Here is a 19,029-nt window from a genome sequence, read left to right as displayed (position 1 = left end):
CCCCATGACCGAAAAACATCACGCCGAACTGGCCATTCCCGAACACAATTCCGCCGACGGCCGGCAGTTGCCCCCGCGACAGGGCGAATTCCGGCGCGCCAGGCGCGTGTTGATCGTTGTGGCCGTGTTGCTCGCGGCCGGTGCGGCACGCACGACGATCTCCAATGCGCTGCAACGTCGCGACGTCGCCAAGGCCACAGCCGAGAACGCCTTGCAATATGTCAGCGTCGTCACGCCACAACCGACGCCGGCAAGCGAAACGCTGTTGCCCGCCACGTTGCGCGGCGCGGTCGAGTCGCCCATCTATGCCCGAGCGACCGGTTATTTGCGGCGGCGATACGTGGACATCGGTGCCCGCGTCAAGCAGGGTCAGTTGCTGGCCGAACTCGATACCCCCGAAATCGATCAGGAACTCGCTCAGGCGATCGCCCAGCGCAACCAGATCGATGCCAGCCTTGGACTTGCGAAATCTTCGCTCGCGCGCTGGCAGCAACTACGTCAGCGCGACGCCGTCTCGCAGCAGGAACTCGACGAGCGCCAGAGCACGTACACGCAGGGTATCGCCAACCTGGCGGCGGCCGACGCCAATGTCAAACGGCTCCAGCAACTCGAGTCTTTCAAGCGAATCGTCGCGCCGTTCGACGGCGTGATCACCCAGCGCAACGTCGACATCGGCGATCTCATCGATGCGGGCAGCGGCAACAGCCGCGCACTATTCTCGCTGGCGCAGACGGATCCGCTGCGCGTCACCGTGCAGGTGCCGCAGGCCTATGCACAGAGCGTGAGCGTCGGTCAGCCCGTGGTCGTGACGCAAGCCGAACTGCCCGGCATGCACTTTCAAGGCAAGATCACGCATGTGTCCGGCGCCATCGACGTGGCGACCCGCTCGCTGCAAATCGACGCCGCCCTCCCCAATCCCGACGGAAGGCTGCGCCCAGGCGCTTATGTGCAGCTTGCGCTGCCAAGCGCCGTGCAAGCCCATCTGAGCGTGCCGGCCAACGCCCTGCTGTTCCGCGCCGAGGGGCCGCGCGTGGCGGTCGTGGACGACCAGGGTGTCGTGCATCTCCACAAGATTGCGATCGCGCGCGATCTGGGACAGTCGCTGGAATTGTCTGCCGGGGTCTCCCCGACCGACCGTGTCATCGTCAATCCGAGCGATTCGATCGACGACGGCGATCAGGTGCAGGCCAAAGCGCTGGCGGTCAAGACCGCCCCGGCGGCCAAACCCGAAGGCAAGGCGCCAGGGGGCCAGTCGTGAACGCCCCAATGCGCGGCGCGCGCTCTGGCATGGCGCTGCTCGCCGTCGCCACATTGCTCGGTGGGTGTGCGGTCGGCCCCGATTATCGTCGGCCTGACGTCGCGGTGCCGCCCGACTGGAAGACGGACACCGGGTGGCAGCTCGCCCAGCCGTCGCACGCGGCGCTTCAGCCGGATTGGTGGAAGGCCTTCCGCGACCCGGTGCTGGAAGCGCTCGAAATGCAGGCGCTCGCGCAGAACCAGACGCTCGCCGCCGCCGTGGCGCATTACGACCAGGCCCAGGCGACGCTCTCCGGCACCTCGGCACAACGGCTGCCGGAAGTCGACGCGTCGGTCGGTCTGGCCCGCCAGCGCGTCTCGGCAAACCGGCCGGTCACGAGCTATACGTCGACCAGCATGTCGACTGTTCAGAACAATGTGCAGGCGGGTCTGGGTGTGAGCTACGACACCGATCTGTTCGGCCGCCTCCGTCGTCAGGTCGAAGGGGCGCGCGCCTCCGCCGAACAGGCGGGGGACGATCTGGCCAACGCGCGTCTGGTGCTCACGACACAGCTGGCCACCGCCTACGTCCAGCTACGGGCCGCCGACGACGAAATCAAGGTGCTCGACGAATCCGTCGCGCTGCAACGCAAGGCGCTCGACTACGTGAGCGCGCAGCACGATCTTGGCGCCGTGTCGGGTCTGGATGTCCTTCAACAACAATCGGAACTCGACACCACGCGGGTACAAGCGCGTCTGCTGCATCAGCAACGCGACCAATACGAGCATGCGATCGCCGCGCTCGTCGGCGTGCCCGCCCCGGCGTTTTCGGTGCCGGCGGGGACGCTGCCCGCCACGCTGCCGGTGATTCCGGTCGGGGTGCCAAGCGACATTCTGCAGCGCCGCCCGGACGTGGCATCGGCCGAGCGCGCCATGGCGGCGGCAAACGCCCAGATCGGCGTGGCGAAGGCGGCGTTCTTCCCCAGCCTCACGCTCAACCCAGGCATCGGTTGGCAGAGCACGGAATTCGCCAATCTGCTCTCGGCGCCGAGTCTGCTCTGGACGCTGGGCACGCTCGCCACGCAAGCGGTCTTCGACGGCGGTCGGCGTCAGGCAAATGTGGACTTTGCGAGTGCGGGATACCGTGCCGTCGAGGCGAATTACCGACAGACCGTGCTCTCCGCGTTCCAGCAGGTGCAGGACGGCGTGACCGGCCTGTCGGTGCTCGACGCCGCCGCGCGCGAATCGCACGCGGCTGTCGTCGACGCGCAACGACTCCTGAGTCTGGCCAACGACCGCTACTCGGGCGGGCTCACGGCCTATCTGAGTGTGATCACGGCGCAGCAGGGGCGCCTGGCGAGCGAGCGCCAGGATGTTCAGATCCGTGCTCAGCAATGGGTCCTGTCGGTGGCGCTGGTCAAGGCGCTGGGCGGCGGCTGGCAACCGTCGGAGCCCGGCGCCGACTCGTATAATGCGCAAAGATGAGGTGGCGAGATGAAAGTATTGATCGTTGAAGACGAACACAAGGTCGTGGACTACCTGCGCGCCGGGCTGACCGAGCAAGGCTGGGTGGTCGATGTCGCGCTCGATGGCGAGGAAGGCATGCATCTGGCGCTGGAATTCGACTACGACGTGATCGTGCTCGACGTCATGCTGCCCAAGCGCGACGGCTTTGCCGTGCTCGGCGCGCTGCGCGAGCGCAAGTCCACGCCCGTCATCATGCTCACGGCCCGCGATCACGTAAACGACCGCGTGCGCGGCCTTCGCGAAGGTGCGGACGACTATCTGACCAAGCCCTTCTCGTTCATCGAGCTGGTGGAGCGCCTGCACGCCCTCGCCCGTCGCACGCGAGTGCAGGAATCAACGCTGGTCTCGGTCGGCGACCTCTACGTCGACCTGATCGGTCGCCGCGCCACGCGCGATGGCCAGCGGCTCGATCTGACGGCCAAGGAATTCCAGTTGCTGTCGGTGCTCGCGCGCCGGCAAGGCGACATCCTGTCGAAGACGGCCATCACCGAACTCGTCTGGGACGTCAATTTCGACAGCCACACGAACGTGGTCGAGACCGCGATCAAGCGATTGCGTGCCAAGCTCGACGGGCCGTTCCAGTCCAAGTTGCTGCACACCGTGCGTGGCATGGGCTACGTGCTGGAGGTCCGCGAGGCCTGAGTGCCGCGCGTCGTTGCCATGTCATTGTCATCGTGAGCCATTCGATCTCCCGCCGCCTCGCCGCCATGTTCGCGATCGTGGCACTGTCGGTGTTCGCCATGGTCGGGGCCGGCCTCTTCCTGATGCTGCGCATCCAGTTGGAGCGGCATCTGCGCGAATCGCTCGACGATCGGGCCCAGATCGCCCACATCATCGTCTATCACGGCGCCACGCCGCAGAAGTGGCAGATCGTGCGCGAAAAGCTCAGCGACATGACGCCGCGCGACGGTGCCACGACCTATGCGGTGACGAGCGACGACCCGAATTACACGTTCGGCAAGCCCTTGACCGGCATGTTCGTCAAACGCCTGGCCAACGGCTACGTTCGGTTACGCCCCGATGGCGGGGGCGACGACATGCTGAGCACGCGCGAGATCCTGCCGCCCTATGGCACGCGTCCGGCCGTCACCCTGCAGGTGGCCGCCAGCTACTCGCGCAACGAGCGCACGTTGCGCGCCTTCGGCCTGGGACTCGCGGTGCTCTCCGCGCTAGGCTGCCTGAGCGTGCTGCTGCTCAGCTATTGCGCGACACGCCTGGGCCTGGCGCCGCTCACACGCCTGACGCGCGAAGCGTCCGAGATCCGCCCTGACAACCGTTCGCAACGGCTCGACACGCGTTCATTGCCCGTCGAACTCGACGATCTGGCACATTCTTTCAACGGCGCCCTGGCGCGACTCGATAGCGCGTACGAACGCCTGGAATCGTTCAATGCCGACGTTGCGCATGAACTGCGTACGCCAGTGACGATTCTGATCGGGCAGACGGAAGTGGCGCTCACGCGAGAGCGACCGGTCGAGGATTTGCGAGCGTTGCTGCAATCGAATCTGGAAGAGCTGGGGCGCATGCGCACGATCATCAACGACATGCTGTTCCTCTCGCGTGCCGATCAGGGCGAACGGGCCACGGGGCTGAGCACGGCGTCGCTCGCGAGCGAGGCGGCGCACACCCTGGAGTTTCTGGAGATTTTGCTGGAAGAGGCACAGGTCACGGCCCGCTTGCAAGGGAGCGCCGTCGCTCAAGTGAACAAGGCGCTGTTCGGTCGGGCGTTGGCCAACTTGGTGATGAACGCCATCGAGCATTGCGCCCCGGGCGCGAACATTGATGTTCACCTGCGTATCCAGGCCGATGACGCCCGCACCGTGTGCATCGATGTCGTGAATCCCGGCCCGTCGATTTCGCCCGATGTGCTGCGGCACCTGTTCGACCGCTTCTACCGGGCGGAGGCGTCGCGCACCAACAGCCGCGAGAATCATGGCCTGGGGCTGGCCATCGTCAAGGCGATTGCCGACATGCATGGCGGCACGGTCTGGGCCCATAGCGCCAACGGTCTCAATACGTTCGGGTTCTCGGTGCGCGCCGACGCGGCGACCGGCGGGGATACAGACGCGGAGGCATCGAAGCGCGGTCACGGCCGAAACCTCCAGCCCGTCGGTCAAGGCACCGTTTGATCGGCGCCTCCGGCGCGCTGCCCTAGTCTCGCCCCACGCTCACCTTGGCACGGCGCCGTCGTTCGGCGCGCTTGTGAGCGAGACGGTGAGAACGGTATCCTTGCCCCATGAACCGTCGCATTCTCATTGCTCCCGAAGACGTCGAACTCACTGCCATGCGCGCCCAGGGCGCCGGCGGCCAAAACGTCAATAAAGTCTCCAGCGCCATCCATCTGCGCTTCGACGTGATGCGTTCGTCCTTGCCCGACGATGTCAAATCGCGTTTGCTCTCCCGGCTCGACCAGCGCATCACTCAGGACGGCGTGATCGTCATCAAGGCACAGCAGCATCGCTCGCAGGAACTCAACCGGGCCGATGCCCTTGCGCGTCTGCAGGCGCTGGTCGATGCGGCAGCCGTAGCGCCGCGTCGGCGGGTTCCGACCCGGCCCACGCTCGGCAGTCAAGTCCGCCGACGAGACGCCAAACAAGGTCGCGCCCGCGTCAAGGCAACGCGTGGCAAGGTGCATGCGGGTCGCGAGGATTGATGATAACAATAACAATCTTTTAACAATAAAAGATCATCATTATTAGCTTTCATGGAAATTCTCTTGAGAAAATGCTAAGATAAAGCATCTTTTCCATGCAAAAGCACATCATGATGAGCTTCATTGCACCGCTGATCGCGGCACGCAAGGCAGCCGGCCTGACGCAGGCGGAACTCGCCGATCAGGCGGGGTTGTCACGCATGACCGTACAAAAAGTGGAGTCTGGCGCGTTCGATCCGCGCCTGTCGACCGTGCTTGAGGCCGCGCGCGCCCTCGGCCTCGAACCGATGCTGGTACCGGCGGGTCTGCGACAGGAGGTCGAAGCCTTTCTTCGCTCCGGCGGCAAATACCTCGCGCAACCCAGCGGCATCGCCGCCCCGCCCTCCATCGTCGAGACGCTTGCCGGCTAACCAGCCATGGGATCACGCCACTGCTCATGAACATCAAATACCTGCGCGCGTACCTGCACATGCCCGATGGAACACGCCGCCCCATCGGCTATCTGTCGCAGTACGGTGACATCCTGCGCATGTCGTTCGATGAAGACTACATCGCCGACGCCCAGCGGCCGGCGCTCTCCCTGGCCTACCGCGGCGCCAACGAGACGGCCACGCGAGCCATTCTCGCGTCGCCCCACGATGCGCGTCTCGTGCGCACCGACGGCCGTTGGCCGATGTATTTCGAGAACCTGCTGCCCGAGGGCCATAACCGCGAACGACTCGCCGCCGAGCGCCGCTGCAGCCCCGACGACGAGTTCGAACTGCTCGCCGCCGCCGGACACGACCTGATGGGGGCACTCGAGGTCGAGCCCGTGCCCTTGCGCGAGGGCGTGCCCGACATCGTGCATCGCTGGCACACGGCGCTTGGTCTGGAAATGGTGGAACCCGGTTTCGTTGATACGCCGGTGGAAGACGCCGCATCGCTACCCGGCGTGGTGACCAAGTTCTCAGCCGTTCGCGATGGACGGCGCTACGTCGTCAAGCGCCAGGGGCGCGCGGGCTCGGTCATTCTAAAGTTGCCGACGACGCGCCACCCGGATCTCGTGGAGAACGAATTCACCGGCTACCGACTGTGCGAGGCCCTCGGCCTCGATTGCGCGAAAGCCGAAATCATCTCGCGACGCGATGCCGACTTGCCCGAGCAGGTACCGTTCGAACATATCCTCGCCGTGCCGCGCTTCGACCGGCTGCCCGACGGACGGCGCGTGCATATGGAGGAATTCGCGCAGGTGCTGCAATATCCACCGCGCAGCAAGTACGGGCGCGGGCTCGACATCGACTACACGACGATGCTGCGGGTGCTGGATCAGTTATCCGCGCAACCGGTGCGCGACGTACGCGAGTTCTTGCGTCGTCTGATCGCCTTTATCCTGCTAGGCAATACCGACGCCCACCTCAAGAACTGGGCATTGATCTACCCCGACGCCCATACGCCGCAGTTGGCGCCGGTGTATGACCCGGTGTGCGTCGCCGCCTTTTTTCACGACGTGCCGGCATCGCATTATGGCGTGAACCGGGCGATCGACAAGACGTTGCGGGCATTCGACTGGGCTGCCCTCGACGCGCTGCTCAAGGGCGCTGGGCTGCTTCGCGTGAGCCGCCTGAGCGCCATCGCGCGGGAGACCGTCCGAGACGCTCAGGCCCAATGGCCGGCACTGCTCGCGGACGCCCCGGCCGCCGTGCGCGCCACCGTGCTCGAACGCCTGAACGGCGGCGTGGCGCTCACGACCTGAGACCGCAGCGACCTTAGCGGGCACCCGTCGGCTTACCGCGCCTCTCGACGGGCGTCGTGGCGCGCCCAGAGGAACATCAACATGCCGGCGCACGACAGCAAGACACCGACCCACCCGGTCGACGTCCAGCCGTAACCTGCGGAAATTGCCACACCACCGAGCCATGCACCGGCGGCGTTGGCCATGTTGAACGCCGAATGGTTGAGCGCCGCCGCAAGTGTCTGCGCCTCACCAGCCACATCCATCAGGCGAATTTGCAACGCCGGGCCGATGATGATGATCGTGCCGATGCCAAGCACGTTGACACCGGCCAGCCAGGGACTCGATGCCGTGAAGGTGAAGGCACCCAGGAGCAGCGCCGACCAGATCAGCGTGCCGCCGATGGCGCGCATGAGCGACGCGGCCGCGACCAGGCGCGGCCCGACGACGGTACCCGCGACCATGCCGACACCGAACAATGCCAGGTAGAACGGCACCCACGCTTCCGGAACGCCGGCGACTTGCATGAGCGTCGGCTTGATGTAGCTGAACACCGCGAACATGCCCCCGAAGCCGATCGCGCCGATGCCCAACGTGAGCCACACCTGGGCGTTACGCAACGCGCTCAGCTCGCGCATCGGACTCGCGCCATGAGGGGCCGGCACATTCGGTACCCAGCGCCAGACCATCACCGCTGTCAACGCGCCGATGAGGCCGACAAGGACGAACGCAGCACGCCAGCCGAGCCACTGCCCGAGACCGGCGGCCAGGGGCACACCAAAGAGCGTGGCGAGCGTCAGCCCCAGCATGATCTGCCCCACCGCGTGCACACGACGATGTGGCGCAACGAGCGATGCCCCGACCAACGCGGCGACACCGAAGTAAGTGCCGTGCGGCAGGCCGCTGAGAAAACGCAACACGATCAGCGCGAGGTAACTCGGCGCGAGAGCGCTGGCCAGATTGCCGATGGCGAACATCGCCATGAGCGCGATCAGGAACGCACGGCGCGGCAGGCGCACTCCCAGCACGGCGAGCAGCGGTGCGCCGATCACGACGCCCAGTGCATACGTGCTGATCGCATGGCCGGCTTGTGGAATGGTGATGTTCAGGCCTTGGGCGACGTCGGGCAACAGCCCCATGATGACGAATTCGCCGGTACCGATGCCGAAGCCGCCCATGGCAAGCGCCACGAACGAGAGCCAGACGGGAATGGACGACGGAGGCAACGCTTCGGCCGCCTGGGCGGGCAGGATTTGGGAGGCACTCATTGGGATTGGGTCATGACAGCCAGTCCGGGACTGGCGAGGTTGTCGGCAACGACAAGCGAACGATATCGGGCGCGGCAGGCGGTGGATGTCCAACCTGGCGCGCGTCGCAGCCGCCCCATAAAGGAGGCCGATTCTACGCCAACGCGACAAATTCTGCAGACAGCACGCCGCGACGCCGCTGCCCGGAGCAGGCGATCACTGGTGACGTGTTTTCGCGCGCCACTGACCGGATCCTTCGTCCTTTTCGTAGGTCTTCTTCACTGCGGCCCAAGCCACTTTGTGTGCCGTTGCTTCACGCGATTCATGACCGCGCCGCTCGCCGGGATCCCGGTATTCTTCCCAGGCGGCGTTGAACGCCTTGAGGTAAATCTCCTTCGCGTGCGCGGGCAAGTGATCCTTGACGCTTGCCGGCAGCTCCTCGGTCTGACGATAAGGCATGACTTTCCTCCGTTGGCGATCCGGCCCTGACGGACAGGAGTCGCTCCGTGTGCCGCCGCTGCCCGTCAAGTGGATCGCTCAAAGCAGACATATTTGCCCGGCGGCCGCAGCGGCGGCTCCTCAACCGGGGGATCCAGCGGTCTGTCGGGGGGAGGCGTCGGCGACGGCTCGTCCTCGTCGGGCGGCGTTTTCGGCGGCGGTGTCCCGGGCGGCCTGCCTGGGTCGTACGGCTCAGGCAGATGTGCGTACCGTCGTGGCGCTTTCGTCATCCAGCAAATCTCGGATTGACTCGACATGAGCAAGACCTCACCGAGCTTAATGCCAATAGGGGTCGACGGTGTAATACGTATGCACCTGTTCGGCCCATTGCATGTCAGCCATGCTTGGCCAATGATCCTTGTCGAAGCCTGGCGCCTTCTTGAGCGCTTCCTTGTCGATATCCAGAATGAAACGCTTGTTTCCGACGTCGAGCTGCAAGGCGTGCCAAGGAATGGCAAACAGCTTGTCGCCCATGCCGAGAAACCCGCCGAACGACAGCACCGCGTAGGCGACTGTGCCCCGTTGCACATCGAGCATGATGTGCTTGACCTTCCCAAGGCTTTCGCCCGCGCGGTTCACAACGTCTTCAGCATCGAGCGTGTCGGCGGCCATCACCGACGGGCCTGGCCCCTCGGGCAACTTGTGCGAATCGCCTACGATGCGGGCGCCTGACTGGGGCGTTTCGCCCCGACCGGTTTGCAGGGTCATGATCTTCTCCTTCTTCCAGTAATGTCGAGGCGCGCGGCACGCGCCGCCGACGGGGAGAGAATGCGGTTACTGTTGCGATTTCCGTTGCGGTTACTTGCCCATTACCTTGATGTCGTCCTTCACATCGACGACGCCTTCAACGCCCTTGACCGTGTCGACGACGAGGGTCTTCTGAGCGGATTGCGGCACTGAACCGGTCAGATGCACCACGCCATGACGCGTCGTGACGTGCACCTTGGTCGAAGGCACGTCCTTCTTGGCGAGCAATTCGGCCTTGACCTTGGCAGTGAGTGCCGAATCGTCAATCTTGCGGCCGGTATCGCTCATCACGCCGCTGGCGCCCGACTGATCGGCAATCTTGATGATGCCGCCCTGATCGAGGGCATGCGCGGCGATACCAGTCGTAGCAAGTGCACCGGCCATGACGAGTTTGAGTAGATTGGCTTGTTTCATGATTAACCTCCCGAAATTGAGTCGTCGCACCCATGGCATCGCTGCCTCGGGCGTCACCTCCGGCACGTTTGACGTGCCGCACCCCTGCGGCGACCGAGTCTTAGGTGATCCCTTCCCTGGCATTGAAATGCGGGGGAGTCTTTCGCTGCCTTCGGCACCCGGCAACCTTTTGCGTAAAGGGTTTGCCCGAATGTCCGCTTGCTCCGTAAAGCGATGTCGCCCGAGTCAGATCTTGTGACCCTCCTGACTTTCTCCGGGACGGCTCATCGGCTGCGTGCGCCGCTCGTGCAATCGGTTGTCGACGCCGCTCACGCCGGGCACTTTCGAGACGATCGCCTGTACCTCATGTTGCATCCAGCGCTCCGGTACATCGCCGGTAAGCAGCGCCAGCCCCGAGGTCACCGTGACATCGATGTGCGAAATATCGAGGTCGGCCACGACGGCTAGCCGCCGATGAATGTCGTCTCGTATTGCCGCATCGCTCGACTGCTGCGCCTCATGCGGTTGCGCCGGTGTCGGACGCTCGCCTGCGGGCGTCGACGCGCCGGTTGTCTCGGCGTCACCGTCCTCGTGCGTCAACGCGTGCTCCTCGTCCGCCGTCCTTGGGCGGGATGTCCCATGCGGTACGGACGCAATCGGTGATGGGGGAATGCGCTTCGCCATGACAACCTCCTGTACGGCCGTCCGTGCTTTGGTGAATGGCACCCGACCTGTTGAAACCGATTGTAGAGAGCCCGTCTCGTTTGGCGAATCGGCGGAGTCCGAAAGATGTGTAGGCGGACACCGTCAAACGATGCAGCACCGAGGCCGCATTGAAATGCATTTCATTAATTTTTATTATAATCAATTACTTAAAACGCACATCTCATGTAATTTAGAGAAAAAAGTGGCGGCATTCGGACAATATCGCGTCCCAATTCCATCACTTCATCGGACGATTCCTGCGAAGCAGTCCTCCACCGGACCCTACGTCGACCGACGGCGTGCCGCGTTGCACGGCGCACCGATATCGAATGCGTGGCAACGCGAATTGGCATTGACCGGTATCAACAAGCGTTTCATTGGTCGACTTATGCTTCTTACGTGATTTTCCTGATCCGCAGCAGAACGCCATGCACAAACCCATCTTCATTACGCCCGGCGTTGTGGCTCATGGCATGAATGGTCACGCAACCCATCGCTTCCCACTGGACAAGGCCTTCCGTACGAGGCGAAATCGATCTGATAGCAGGACCTGCCACCACGTGACCATCGCGATGATGCTCCACAGGGTCAACGAACCACAGCCGTACGTCCGGTAAGGGGATGGATCATGAGAACCGTAAGCAGCCGTCGCTCAGTAACCAAGGCGCTTACGTATCGGAGCCTGGTCATGTGCCTCGACTTCGGGACGCTCTACCTGCTTACCGGCACCATTCACACCGCGGTCGGTTTCATGATCATCAGCAACATCTACACGTCCGTCGGTTACCTGGCTCACGAGCGTCTTTGGGCGCGTATCAAGTGGGGCATTGTTGAAACGTAGCGATGCGTTCGTTCGTCATGGCAGCGGTTGATCGACGCTTGTCTTGCCGACGAGCGGCCCGAGTGTCGGTCCGAGGGACTTCAGGAGCTGGACGGCCATCGCGCTAGTGTAGGTATAGTGTGTCGCGTAGGGCTCATGCACATAGGCGCTCAACACACCGTAGAAGCGGTTTCCGATCATGAACACGAATGTCGCCGTGCGGTTGACCTTGCGCGATTCGATGAGCTTGGCGCCGCGTGCATAGACGTTGAAACGCTGGTCGCCGGTGCCGGTCTTGCCGTAAACCTCGAGCGTGCGGCCCGAGCCTAGCGGCAGGCCGTCCGCGAGGCGCTTGCCCGTGCCGCCCGTCACGACGTCACGCAGCAGACCCCGGACGACGTCGACGATGGCGGGTGAAATCACGACCTGCCCCACGTCAAATGCGTGGGAAAAATGCGTCTCATATGGCGTGGCGGCCGCGAACGTGAGCGAACTCAGGCTTTCCTGTTGCACCTTTCGGCCGTCATTGGCGATGATGCCCATTAGTGTCGCAAGCGCGGCTGGCCGGTCACCCGCGGCGCCGATGGCGCACCCATAGGACGGCGTGATGCGATTGAATGGATAGCCGAGCGAGCGCCACGCGCGCACGATGGGGGCGTAGGCCTGAAGCTCGATCGTTTCCCGGATTCGGCGGTCTTGGGTGGCGTGAAAACGCGTCTTGAAGAGCCACGAGTACGATTCGAGACGCACGTCGCGGCTCGCGTCGCGCAAGTCGCTCTCGGTGGCTTGCGGATGGGCACGAAGGTAGGCGAGCAGCCAAAGCTCGACCGGATGCACGCGCGCAAGATAAGCGCGGTCGTTCAGGTCGAACTTGTCTGGTCCGTACTTTGCATATAGCCCCGCCATCTCTTCGGCGCTCATTGAGGCCGCCGGCGTGCCCTTCAGCGCCGCGCGCATCTGGCCCTCGAACCAGGCCGGCGAGCCGTCAGGCGCCACGCTACGCAGGGCTGCCGCGAGCCTGACGGGCGACTTTGGCATCCCCGCGACAAGCTTCGCCACCGCCTGGTCAGCCGCAAGCCCCGCATACCTTTTATTGAAGCGGTCGAGAAAGGTCAGGCTCTCTTCGTCGGCAAAGCGTGTCAGATACTGCTGCCGCAGCACCGGATCCGTGAGCCAGTGCGCCGACGGCCCCGCCTGCCTGACCATCTCGTAGTGGACAATGTCGCGCATGAGCCTCACGAATACGAGGTTGACCGAGCGCTGGAACGCTTCGTGCACGGTCAGGATGCGGCCGTTGTCGGCGGGCTCGAAGTTCGAGAACGCCTGTTCGCCGCTGCCGGTGTGAAAAACTTCGCCGGGATTGGCCGAGTACTTGCGTTCGACGGCGGCCGCCAGCATCGCCGGCAGCGAGCGGTCAGTCGTGTGCTCAACATAGTTGACCGCCCAGGATGTCAGTGCGTCGAGCGCATCGGGCTTCACGCGCGCGAGTTCGGGGGGTGTGAGCGAAGCATAGTGTGCGTGGAGATCGGAGACGATCTGCAGATACAGGATAAGGGTGCGCAGCTTCGCGGTTGACCCGAGATTGAGGCGCGCCCCCTGGTTGATATCGAACGGCTCGTTCACGGTGTCGGTTTGCACGCGCAGCACATTCTCACCGCGGCGGCGCTCATAGAGCGAGAAGCTGAAGGCGATCTTCGCAGGATCGTCGCCGGGGCGAAGCATCTCGAAGCCATAGAGGCCGGCCTGCTGCGCGCCAGCCACCGTTTGTGCACGCGCAAGCTGCTTGCTGACGGCTTGCTCGAGCGCATCGGCGAGTGTCGAGCTGGCAGTGAGGTCGAGGTGATCGAGCGCGTAGGTATTTTTGAGGCCGAGTGCCTCGAGCAAATGCGCGCGCAATACCGAAATCGCCTTACGTTTGGCAAATGGGATTGCCGGCGCGGTTGCCAGGCCGTGCCGTACCTGCAGGGGCTGACCGAGCGCGGCGTCGCGCAGCCGCGCCGAGATAACGTGGTTGTCGGCAAGCAGCCGCAGGTAACTGTTCGTCAGCGTCTCGAGCGCTGCATTGTTCCGTGTAAGAAAATACGACGGTGCGCGTTGCGCGATCAGGAGTGAGAGCACCTGCTTGAATGCGAGCGCTTCGTTGGTGAGTCCGCCGTTGACAGGCGCCCCGGTTTGACCTCGAGCGTCGGTGTCGAGCGCTGCGAGCAGATGGTTCGCCTCGTCGAAGTCGCGGCCGTACCAGGCCACGAGCCCGTCGCCAATGCCTTCGATCTCGCCGATGCCTGGCTGCGCACCAAGCGGCTCCGTATTCAGGTAGGCGACGACGATCCTGCGGCGTGCCGGGAGCGTCCGCTCACCGCCGAGATAGGCGCGCAACGCCGCCGAGACCATCTGCCGGAGCTTCTCGGACGGGTTGACGGTACGCCCCCCCGGCGAGTGACGATATTTCTCGATCTGGGTTGCGAGCGTGCTGCCGCCGGGCATTGCATGGTGATGGAGCACGTGTTTGAGTGCCAGATCAATGACGGCGAGCGAGAAGCGCTTCCAGTTGATCGCGGGATTGAGGTACGGTTCAGCAGCATCGAGCAGTGATCGGTCTTCGATGAAGGTCAGCGCATCGGCAACAACCGGTGGTACGGCGTCGAAATTGGCGTAGGTGCGCAACGGGTAGCGCGCCCCGTAAAGCGGCGCGCCGCTCGCGTCGAAGAGCCGAAGACCGGCTTGAGCCTTTTCCTCGTAGGGAACGAAGAGTCCCTGGTCTGCGATGCGGGCCATCGTGGCCGAGTCGCGCGCCTGAGCGGTGACGACGAAGCCACGTGCGGTGAGGCGAGCGGCAAACTCGGGTAGTCGCTCATAGCCCATGCGCAGGTCGTAGGGACCGCCGTGGGAAGGGAAGCGGATGGTGTCGCTCGGGCCTTGCGCAACCCTGAAGGAAACTTGGCGGTCAAGTGCCGCAAAGTACTTCGCCTGGAGGCGCGAAGTCTGCATCTCGCGTGCCACGAAATAGACCCCGATGGCGCACAGTGACGCGGCCGCAAGCAAGAGAAGCCATTTCAGACGTATGCCAAACGGCTTTGTCGCTACTGCGCGCAACGTCGAATTGGCGGGCGGGCGGTTCATGTCAGTTCCGGAGGACGCCCGCATGCAAGCATGCGTGGCGGTGGACGTCCAGCGTACCTAGTGTCGCGCTTGTGAATTCGCGCTTGTCAATAGTAGTTTAGTCACGCCCGATCGCCGATGCATTGGGGGAAGCCTGCATCGCCCCCGTTCGGCTCACGCAATGAAATCGGCGGCCATGTCGGCATCGGTGCGCGCCTCTAGCTGACCGTCACGACACGCCTTTCTGAACACCTCGTAGTCGCGTTCGATCTGGTCGGCGTAATCGGTCGCGTAATGGACCAACGCTTGCGCGAGCCGGTTGCCTTTGCCCACATACCCAACCAGCTCAGCCGCACAACCGCCCGCTTTGGCGTGCGCGCGCGCCAGCACCCATCCGCAAAGCCCGGCGTACTCACGGAAGCCGTCGGCGCGAAACAGCTCGAATTGCGCCGACACCTTCATGTCGCGCAGTTGACGTCCATACACGCTGCGCCCGAACGGGCCGCTGCCCCAGCCCAGAAAGGCGTCGGAGGCCGCCTGCATCAGTCGCTGCCCCTCCACGACGCGACGCCCGTCGTGCTTCGACGAGGCGCTTTTGAAGAAGCGCGAGACGACCGACTTCGACGCCTCCTTGAACTGCAGGAAGAGCGGTTGCTCGTGGGTATCCATCATCAGCAACACCAGACACCGGGTGCCGACGCTACCGACACCCACGACCTTGAACGCCAGATCCTCCTGCGTGTAGCTCGACAACATGAGCGCACGATCGGGCGAGAGCGAGTTCAGATAGCTCTTGTAGACGGGGGCGAACAGCGTGCGCCAATCGCCCAGGCCGAGCCAGTCGTCTTCCGTGCCGAACAGCGTGGTGGCGCCGTGCACATGGAAAATGCTCGGTGGTGCATCACGAATCTGCCAATGATCGCCCACCTGCTGGGCAAACTTGGGAAGCACGTTTTCATGCGTGCGCCCGGTGGCGCGCGCAATGCCGCGTTTCACGCCCTCGCGCACGCGCTCGCTTTGAGCGAGGTCGAGCATGCGCTCGAACGTCACCTGCTCATGCCATAACGCAATCGTCGGCATGTGGGCGTATTCATTCAGGCGCCGCGCGTACGTCTGTACCGCCGTGCGCACCATCTCGACGCCCAGCGTATCGCCGAAGCCGAATTGGCGGGCGGCCAGTACCAGGCTGGCGCACAAGCGCTTTAGATCCCACTCCCAAGGTCCAAGCGCGGTCTCGTCGAAATCGTTCAGATCGAAGATCAGGGTGCGCTCCGGTGTGGCAAAGCCGCCGAAGTTGGCCAGATGGCAATCGCCGCAGATCTGGAGCGTGAGACCGGTGTGCGGGGTACCCGCCAGATCGTGGGCCTGGACAATGGCGCTGCCCCGATAGAAAGCGAAGGGCGACGCGAGCATGCGTCCGTAGCGCAACGGCACGAGCGCATCGACGCGTCCCTCGCTGCTGGTTCGCAGCAGTTCCACAACGTCTCGGTCGACGTTACCGACATGCGCGTGGCTACCACGCGGTGTGGTGTCGCGCAGCTTGCGCCCGGCAGCAATGCGGGCTTCGAACGGCACGACGGGAACGGTGGGCGATGTTGCGACCGGAAACCCGGCGGAAGATGCGGCGGGGCTGGCCGTGGCCGAGCGCGAGGCAGACGACAATTTAGCGGGCATGACTGGCTCCCTGTTCGTGCAATGCCGCAACCATTTCACACACGCCACCGGCACTGGTGAGCGCGCCGCAAGCCGGCACTTTTCACGGTGCCAGCGGGGCATTTAACTATCAAAATTGACGCGGCGCGAGGAAATCCCGCGGAAATCAGGCAAAATTGAGGGCTGCCGTAATCTACCGCCCGCCGGCACCCGACGTCATACGCGTGTCATGTCCGAGACTTCGTGATTCTGGCGGTTGGCCGCCCAAGAGGGGCGCAGGTGATGCAGCTGATGCACGCGACGCCGCGTGCCGGGTCATCCACCCACGACACGGCTCAAGACGGGCATGGACGGATTATTCCCCATGATATCGGCAGTGTCGAGCGTCGGCACGACGCGCCCGGACGTCGGCGAAGTCCCCCGCTCACGCGCCACCCGACCCAATCGGCCGAGCGCTGTCGGAAACATTCCTACGTGCCCCTCAACTATCGGCCGTCCTTGCCGATAACCAGTTAAGCAGGACTTTTCGGTCGGTTCTCATATGTCCAGTTCGTACAGTGGTTGGCTCGTCGCACTATCGCTCGCGGTTGCCGTGCTTGCGTCGTACACCGCACTCGACCTTTCGGGTCGCATCTATCTCCTGACGCACCGCGGCATGCGTCACGCGTGGCTCGCCGTGGGCGCGGCCGCGATGGGCATCGGTATCTGGTCGATGCATTTCATCGGCATGCTCGCGCTGTCGCTCGCGCCGTTCGGGGCGCCGCTGGGTTCGCACGCCAACCTCGCACTAGGATACGACCCCGTCATTACCGCGGCCTCGCTCGGCATTGCCGTCGTTATCTCGTGGGCGGCGCTCTGGCTGGTCGCCCGCGAGCGCTTCACCAAGCGACGGCTGGTCACCGCAGGTGTCACGCTCGGCCTCGGGATCGCGGCCATGCACTACACCGGCATGGCGGCCATGAAGATGTATCCGAGCATCGAGTACGATCCAGCACGCTTTGCCGCCTCGATCCTGATCGCGATGGCGGCGGCCACGGCGGCACTGTGGATTGCGCGCACGCTGCGCGACGGCAGTCTGCGTCACGTTATGGCCAAACGCATCGGCGCCGCTGGGGTCATGGGACTGGCGATCACCGCCATGCACTACACCGGCATGTCGGCGGCCAACTTTGTGCCGGGCGCCATCTGTGGCGCGGCGGGCGGGGTGAGCTCCCCGTGGCTGGTCACGACCGTCAGCCTGTTCACCTTCCTGATGCTCGTCACCACCCTGCTCGTCTCGCGCCTGGACGCCCGCACGAGTTTCCTGGCGAACTCCGTTCTGCAGCTGAACTCGCAGATCGCGAGAATGGCGACCTACGATGCGCTGACCGATCTGCCCAATCGTCGCGCCCTGCATGACTCCGCTGCGCGCATGCTCGTGAACTCGCGTCGCGACGAGCGCCGTTTCGCGGTGCTGTTCATGGATCTGGACGGCTTCAAGACCATCAACGACTCGCTTGGCCACAACGTGGGCGACGACGTATTGCGCGCGTTCGCCAAACGGCTTCGCAAGAACGTCAATGGCGACGATGTGGTCGCCCGACTCGGCGGCGACGAGTTCGTGGTGCTGCTGGGCTCCCTGTCGTCACCTGCGGTCGCGGGGCGCGTGGCGCAACGCCTGCTCGACGATATGCGCGACGGACTTCGCGTGGGCAATCAATCGCTGCACGTCATGCCCAGCATCGGCATCGCCGTGTTTCCGGACGATGGCGATACCATCGACATGCTGCTCAAGCACGCCGACACGGCCATGTACGAAGCCAAGCGCGCCGGACGCGGCATCTTCCGCTACTTCGAGCCGCGCATGAATGCCGCCGCTCAACGCACGTGGGAGATCCAGCAGGCGCTGCACGACGCGGAACACGAGCAGTATTTTTCGCTTCACTTCCAGCCGAAGTACCGGGGCGACACCGAGGCGCTGGCGGGTGCCGAGGCATTGCTGCGGTTGTCGCATCCCACCTTCGGCGAACTGCAGCCGGCCGACTTCATCCCCGTCGCCGAGCGCACCGGACAGATCGTGCCGATCGGCTATTGGGTCGTGCGGGCCACCTGCCGACAGATCAAGGAATGGGACGCCGCGGGTCTGCCGCCCGTCAAGGTCGCGATCAACCTCTCGCCGCGCCAGATGGCCCAGTCGCAACTGGTGGAAAACATCGTGGAGATCGTTCGCGAGGCGGGCATCGCCGCCGACCGGCTCATGTTCGAAATCACCGAGACGGTGGCCATGTTCGACGCCCAGCACACGATCGACGTGATCCAAGCCTTCCACGAGCAGGGTTTTGAAGTGGCGATCGACGATTTCGGCACGGGCTATTCGAGTCTGGCGTACTTGCAGCGCTTCCGCGTCAAGCAATTGAAGATGGACCGCTTCTTCACGAGCGGGCTGGACACCTGCGGCCGCGAGGGCAGCGCCGTGGTCTCCGCCATCATTGCGCTGGCGCACTCGCTCGATATGGATGTGGTGGCCGAAGGCGTCGAGACGCCGTCGCAGCGCGAGGCGCTCAAGACCCTCGATTGCGACGAACTGCAAGGCTTCCTGCTCGGCAAACCCGTCACGGGCGACGCCTTCGCCCGGATCTTATCGGCACTGCCGGGCGCCTCCGGTGCGGCGGCGATGGCCTGAGCAGCGGCCATCCGCGCTCGCCCGGTCGGGGGCGCCGAAGAAGGGCGCCGCAGGGGTGGCGCCGGGGTTGCCGGCACC

General features: G+C 64.2%; 16 protein-coding genes. 9 read left to right on the top strand and 7 right to left on the bottom strand.

Going from position 1 to position 19,029, the window contains the following annotated elements; translation table 11 throughout:
* Nucleotides 1–4: 4 nt before the first annotated feature.
* From OYT13_RS10760 to OYT13_RS10730, 7 genes are all read left to right on the top strand, one after another.
* Nucleotides 5–1,258 (top strand): efflux RND transporter periplasmic adaptor subunit, encoded by a 1,254-nt coding sequence (locus OYT13_RS10760; RefSeq protein WP_017234361.1) that lies wholly within the window; start codon nucleotides 5–7, stop codon nucleotides 1,256–1,258.
* Nucleotides 1,259–1,266: 8 nt separating this feature from the next.
* Nucleotides 1,267–2,721 (top strand): efflux transporter outer membrane subunit, encoded by a 1,455-nt coding sequence (locus tag OYT13_RS10755; protein ID WP_261939874.1) that lies wholly within the window; start codon nucleotides 1,267–1,269, stop codon nucleotides 2,719–2,721.
* Nucleotides 2,722–2,730: 9 nt separating this feature from the next.
* Entirely contained in the window at nucleotides 2,731–3,405 is a 675-nt protein-coding gene (locus tag OYT13_RS10750; protein ID WP_017234359.1) for a heavy metal response regulator transcription factor, read from the top strand.
* 32 nt (nucleotides 3,406–3,437) lie between these two features.
* Nucleotides 3,438–4,892 carry a heavy metal sensor histidine kinase gene (locus OYT13_RS10745; RefSeq protein WP_261938646.1) on the top strand — a complete coding sequence of 485 codons (1,455 nt, stop codon included), beginning with the start codon at nucleotides 3,438–3,440 and terminating at the stop codon, nucleotides 4,890–4,892.
* 107 nt (nucleotides 4,893–4,999) lie between these two features.
* Complete coding sequence (gene arfB, locus OYT13_RS10740) at nucleotides 5,000–5,416, top strand: alternative ribosome rescue aminoacyl-tRNA hydrolase ArfB (RefSeq protein WP_017234357.1); 417 nt, start codon at nucleotides 5,000–5,002, stop codon at nucleotides 5,414–5,416.
* A 95-nt stretch (nucleotides 5,417–5,511) separates the two neighbouring features.
* Nucleotides 5,512–5,826: a helix-turn-helix transcriptional regulator gene (locus tag OYT13_RS10735; RefSeq protein ID WP_017234356.1), complete on the top strand. Its 315-nt coding sequence runs from the start codon at nucleotides 5,512–5,514 to the stop codon at nucleotides 5,824–5,826.
* A gap of 26 nt (nucleotides 5,827–5,852) precedes the next feature.
* Nucleotides 5,853–7,148 (top strand): type II toxin-antitoxin system HipA family toxin, encoded by a 1,296-nt coding sequence (locus OYT13_RS10730; protein ID WP_410007545.1) that lies wholly within the window; start codon nucleotides 5,853–5,855, stop codon nucleotides 7,146–7,148.
* A gap of 32 nt (nucleotides 7,149–7,180) precedes the next feature.
* Here OYT13_RS10730 and OYT13_RS10725 read toward each other — a convergent pair whose 3' ends face one another.
* The 5 genes from OYT13_RS10725 to OYT13_RS10705 form a co-directional block, all read right to left on the bottom strand.
* The gene (locus tag OYT13_RS10725) at nucleotides 7,181–8,395 is read right to left on the bottom strand and encodes an MFS transporter (protein ID WP_017234354.1); all 1,215 of its coding nucleotides are present in this window, start codon (nucleotides 8,393–8,395) and stop codon (nucleotides 7,181–7,183) included.
* A 195-nt stretch (nucleotides 8,396–8,590) separates the two neighbouring features.
* A complete protein-coding gene (locus OYT13_RS10720; RefSeq protein WP_017234353.1) occupies nucleotides 8,591–8,833 on the bottom strand; it encodes a ChaB family protein in 243 nt (80 codons plus the stop codon).
* Nucleotides 8,834–9,148: 315 nt separating this feature from the next.
* Nucleotides 9,149–9,580, bottom strand: coding sequence for a PRC-barrel domain-containing protein (locus OYT13_RS10715; RefSeq protein WP_017234352.1), 432 nt, complete (start codon nucleotides 9,578–9,580; stop codon nucleotides 9,149–9,151).
* Nucleotides 9,581–9,670: 90 nt separating this feature from the next.
* Nucleotides 9,671–10,033, bottom strand: a complete 363-nt coding sequence (locus OYT13_RS10710) for a BON domain-containing protein (protein ID WP_017234351.1) — start codon at nucleotides 10,031–10,033, stop codon at nucleotides 9,671–9,673.
* 225 nt (nucleotides 10,034–10,258) lie between these two features.
* Complete coding sequence (locus OYT13_RS10705) at nucleotides 10,259–10,612, bottom strand: BON domain-containing protein (RefSeq protein ID WP_268567698.1); 354 nt, start codon at nucleotides 10,610–10,612, stop codon at nucleotides 10,259–10,261.
* A 733-nt stretch (nucleotides 10,613–11,345) separates the two neighbouring features.
* Here OYT13_RS10705 and OYT13_RS10700 point away from each other — a divergent pair.
* Nucleotides 11,346–11,558 carry a DUF2061 domain-containing protein gene (locus OYT13_RS10700; RefSeq protein WP_083902323.1) on the top strand — a complete coding sequence of 71 codons (213 nt, stop codon included), beginning with the start codon at nucleotides 11,346–11,348 and terminating at the stop codon, nucleotides 11,556–11,558.
* 15 nt (nucleotides 11,559–11,573) lie between these two features.
* Here OYT13_RS10700 and OYT13_RS10695 read toward each other — a convergent pair whose 3' ends face one another.
* Both OYT13_RS10695 and OYT13_RS10690 read right to left on the bottom strand, forming a co-directional pair.
* Nucleotides 11,574–14,657, bottom strand: coding sequence for a transglycosylase domain-containing protein (locus OYT13_RS10695; RefSeq protein WP_268567697.1), 3,084 nt, complete (start codon nucleotides 14,655–14,657; stop codon nucleotides 11,574–11,576).
* 153 nt (nucleotides 14,658–14,810) lie between these two features.
* Nucleotides 14,811–16,310, bottom strand: a complete 1,500-nt coding sequence (locus tag OYT13_RS10690; RefSeq protein WP_268567696.1) for a DUF2252 domain-containing protein — start codon at nucleotides 16,308–16,310, stop codon at nucleotides 14,811–14,813.
* 520 nt (nucleotides 16,311–16,830) lie between these two features.
* Between OYT13_RS10690 and OYT13_RS10685 the strand changes: the two genes are divergently transcribed.
* Entirely contained in the window at nucleotides 16,831–18,951 is a 2,121-nt protein-coding gene (locus OYT13_RS10685) for a putative bifunctional diguanylate cyclase/phosphodiesterase (RefSeq protein WP_268567695.1), read from the top strand.
* Nucleotides 18,952–19,029 lie beyond the last annotated feature (78 nt).

Origin of the sequence: Pandoraea sp. XJJ-1, from assembly GCF_026802345.1 — a bacterium.
GTDB lineage: Bacteria > Pseudomonadota > Gammaproteobacteria > Burkholderiales > Burkholderiaceae > Pandoraea > Pandoraea cepalis.
This window is presented reverse-complemented; position numbering and strand designations above follow the sequence as displayed.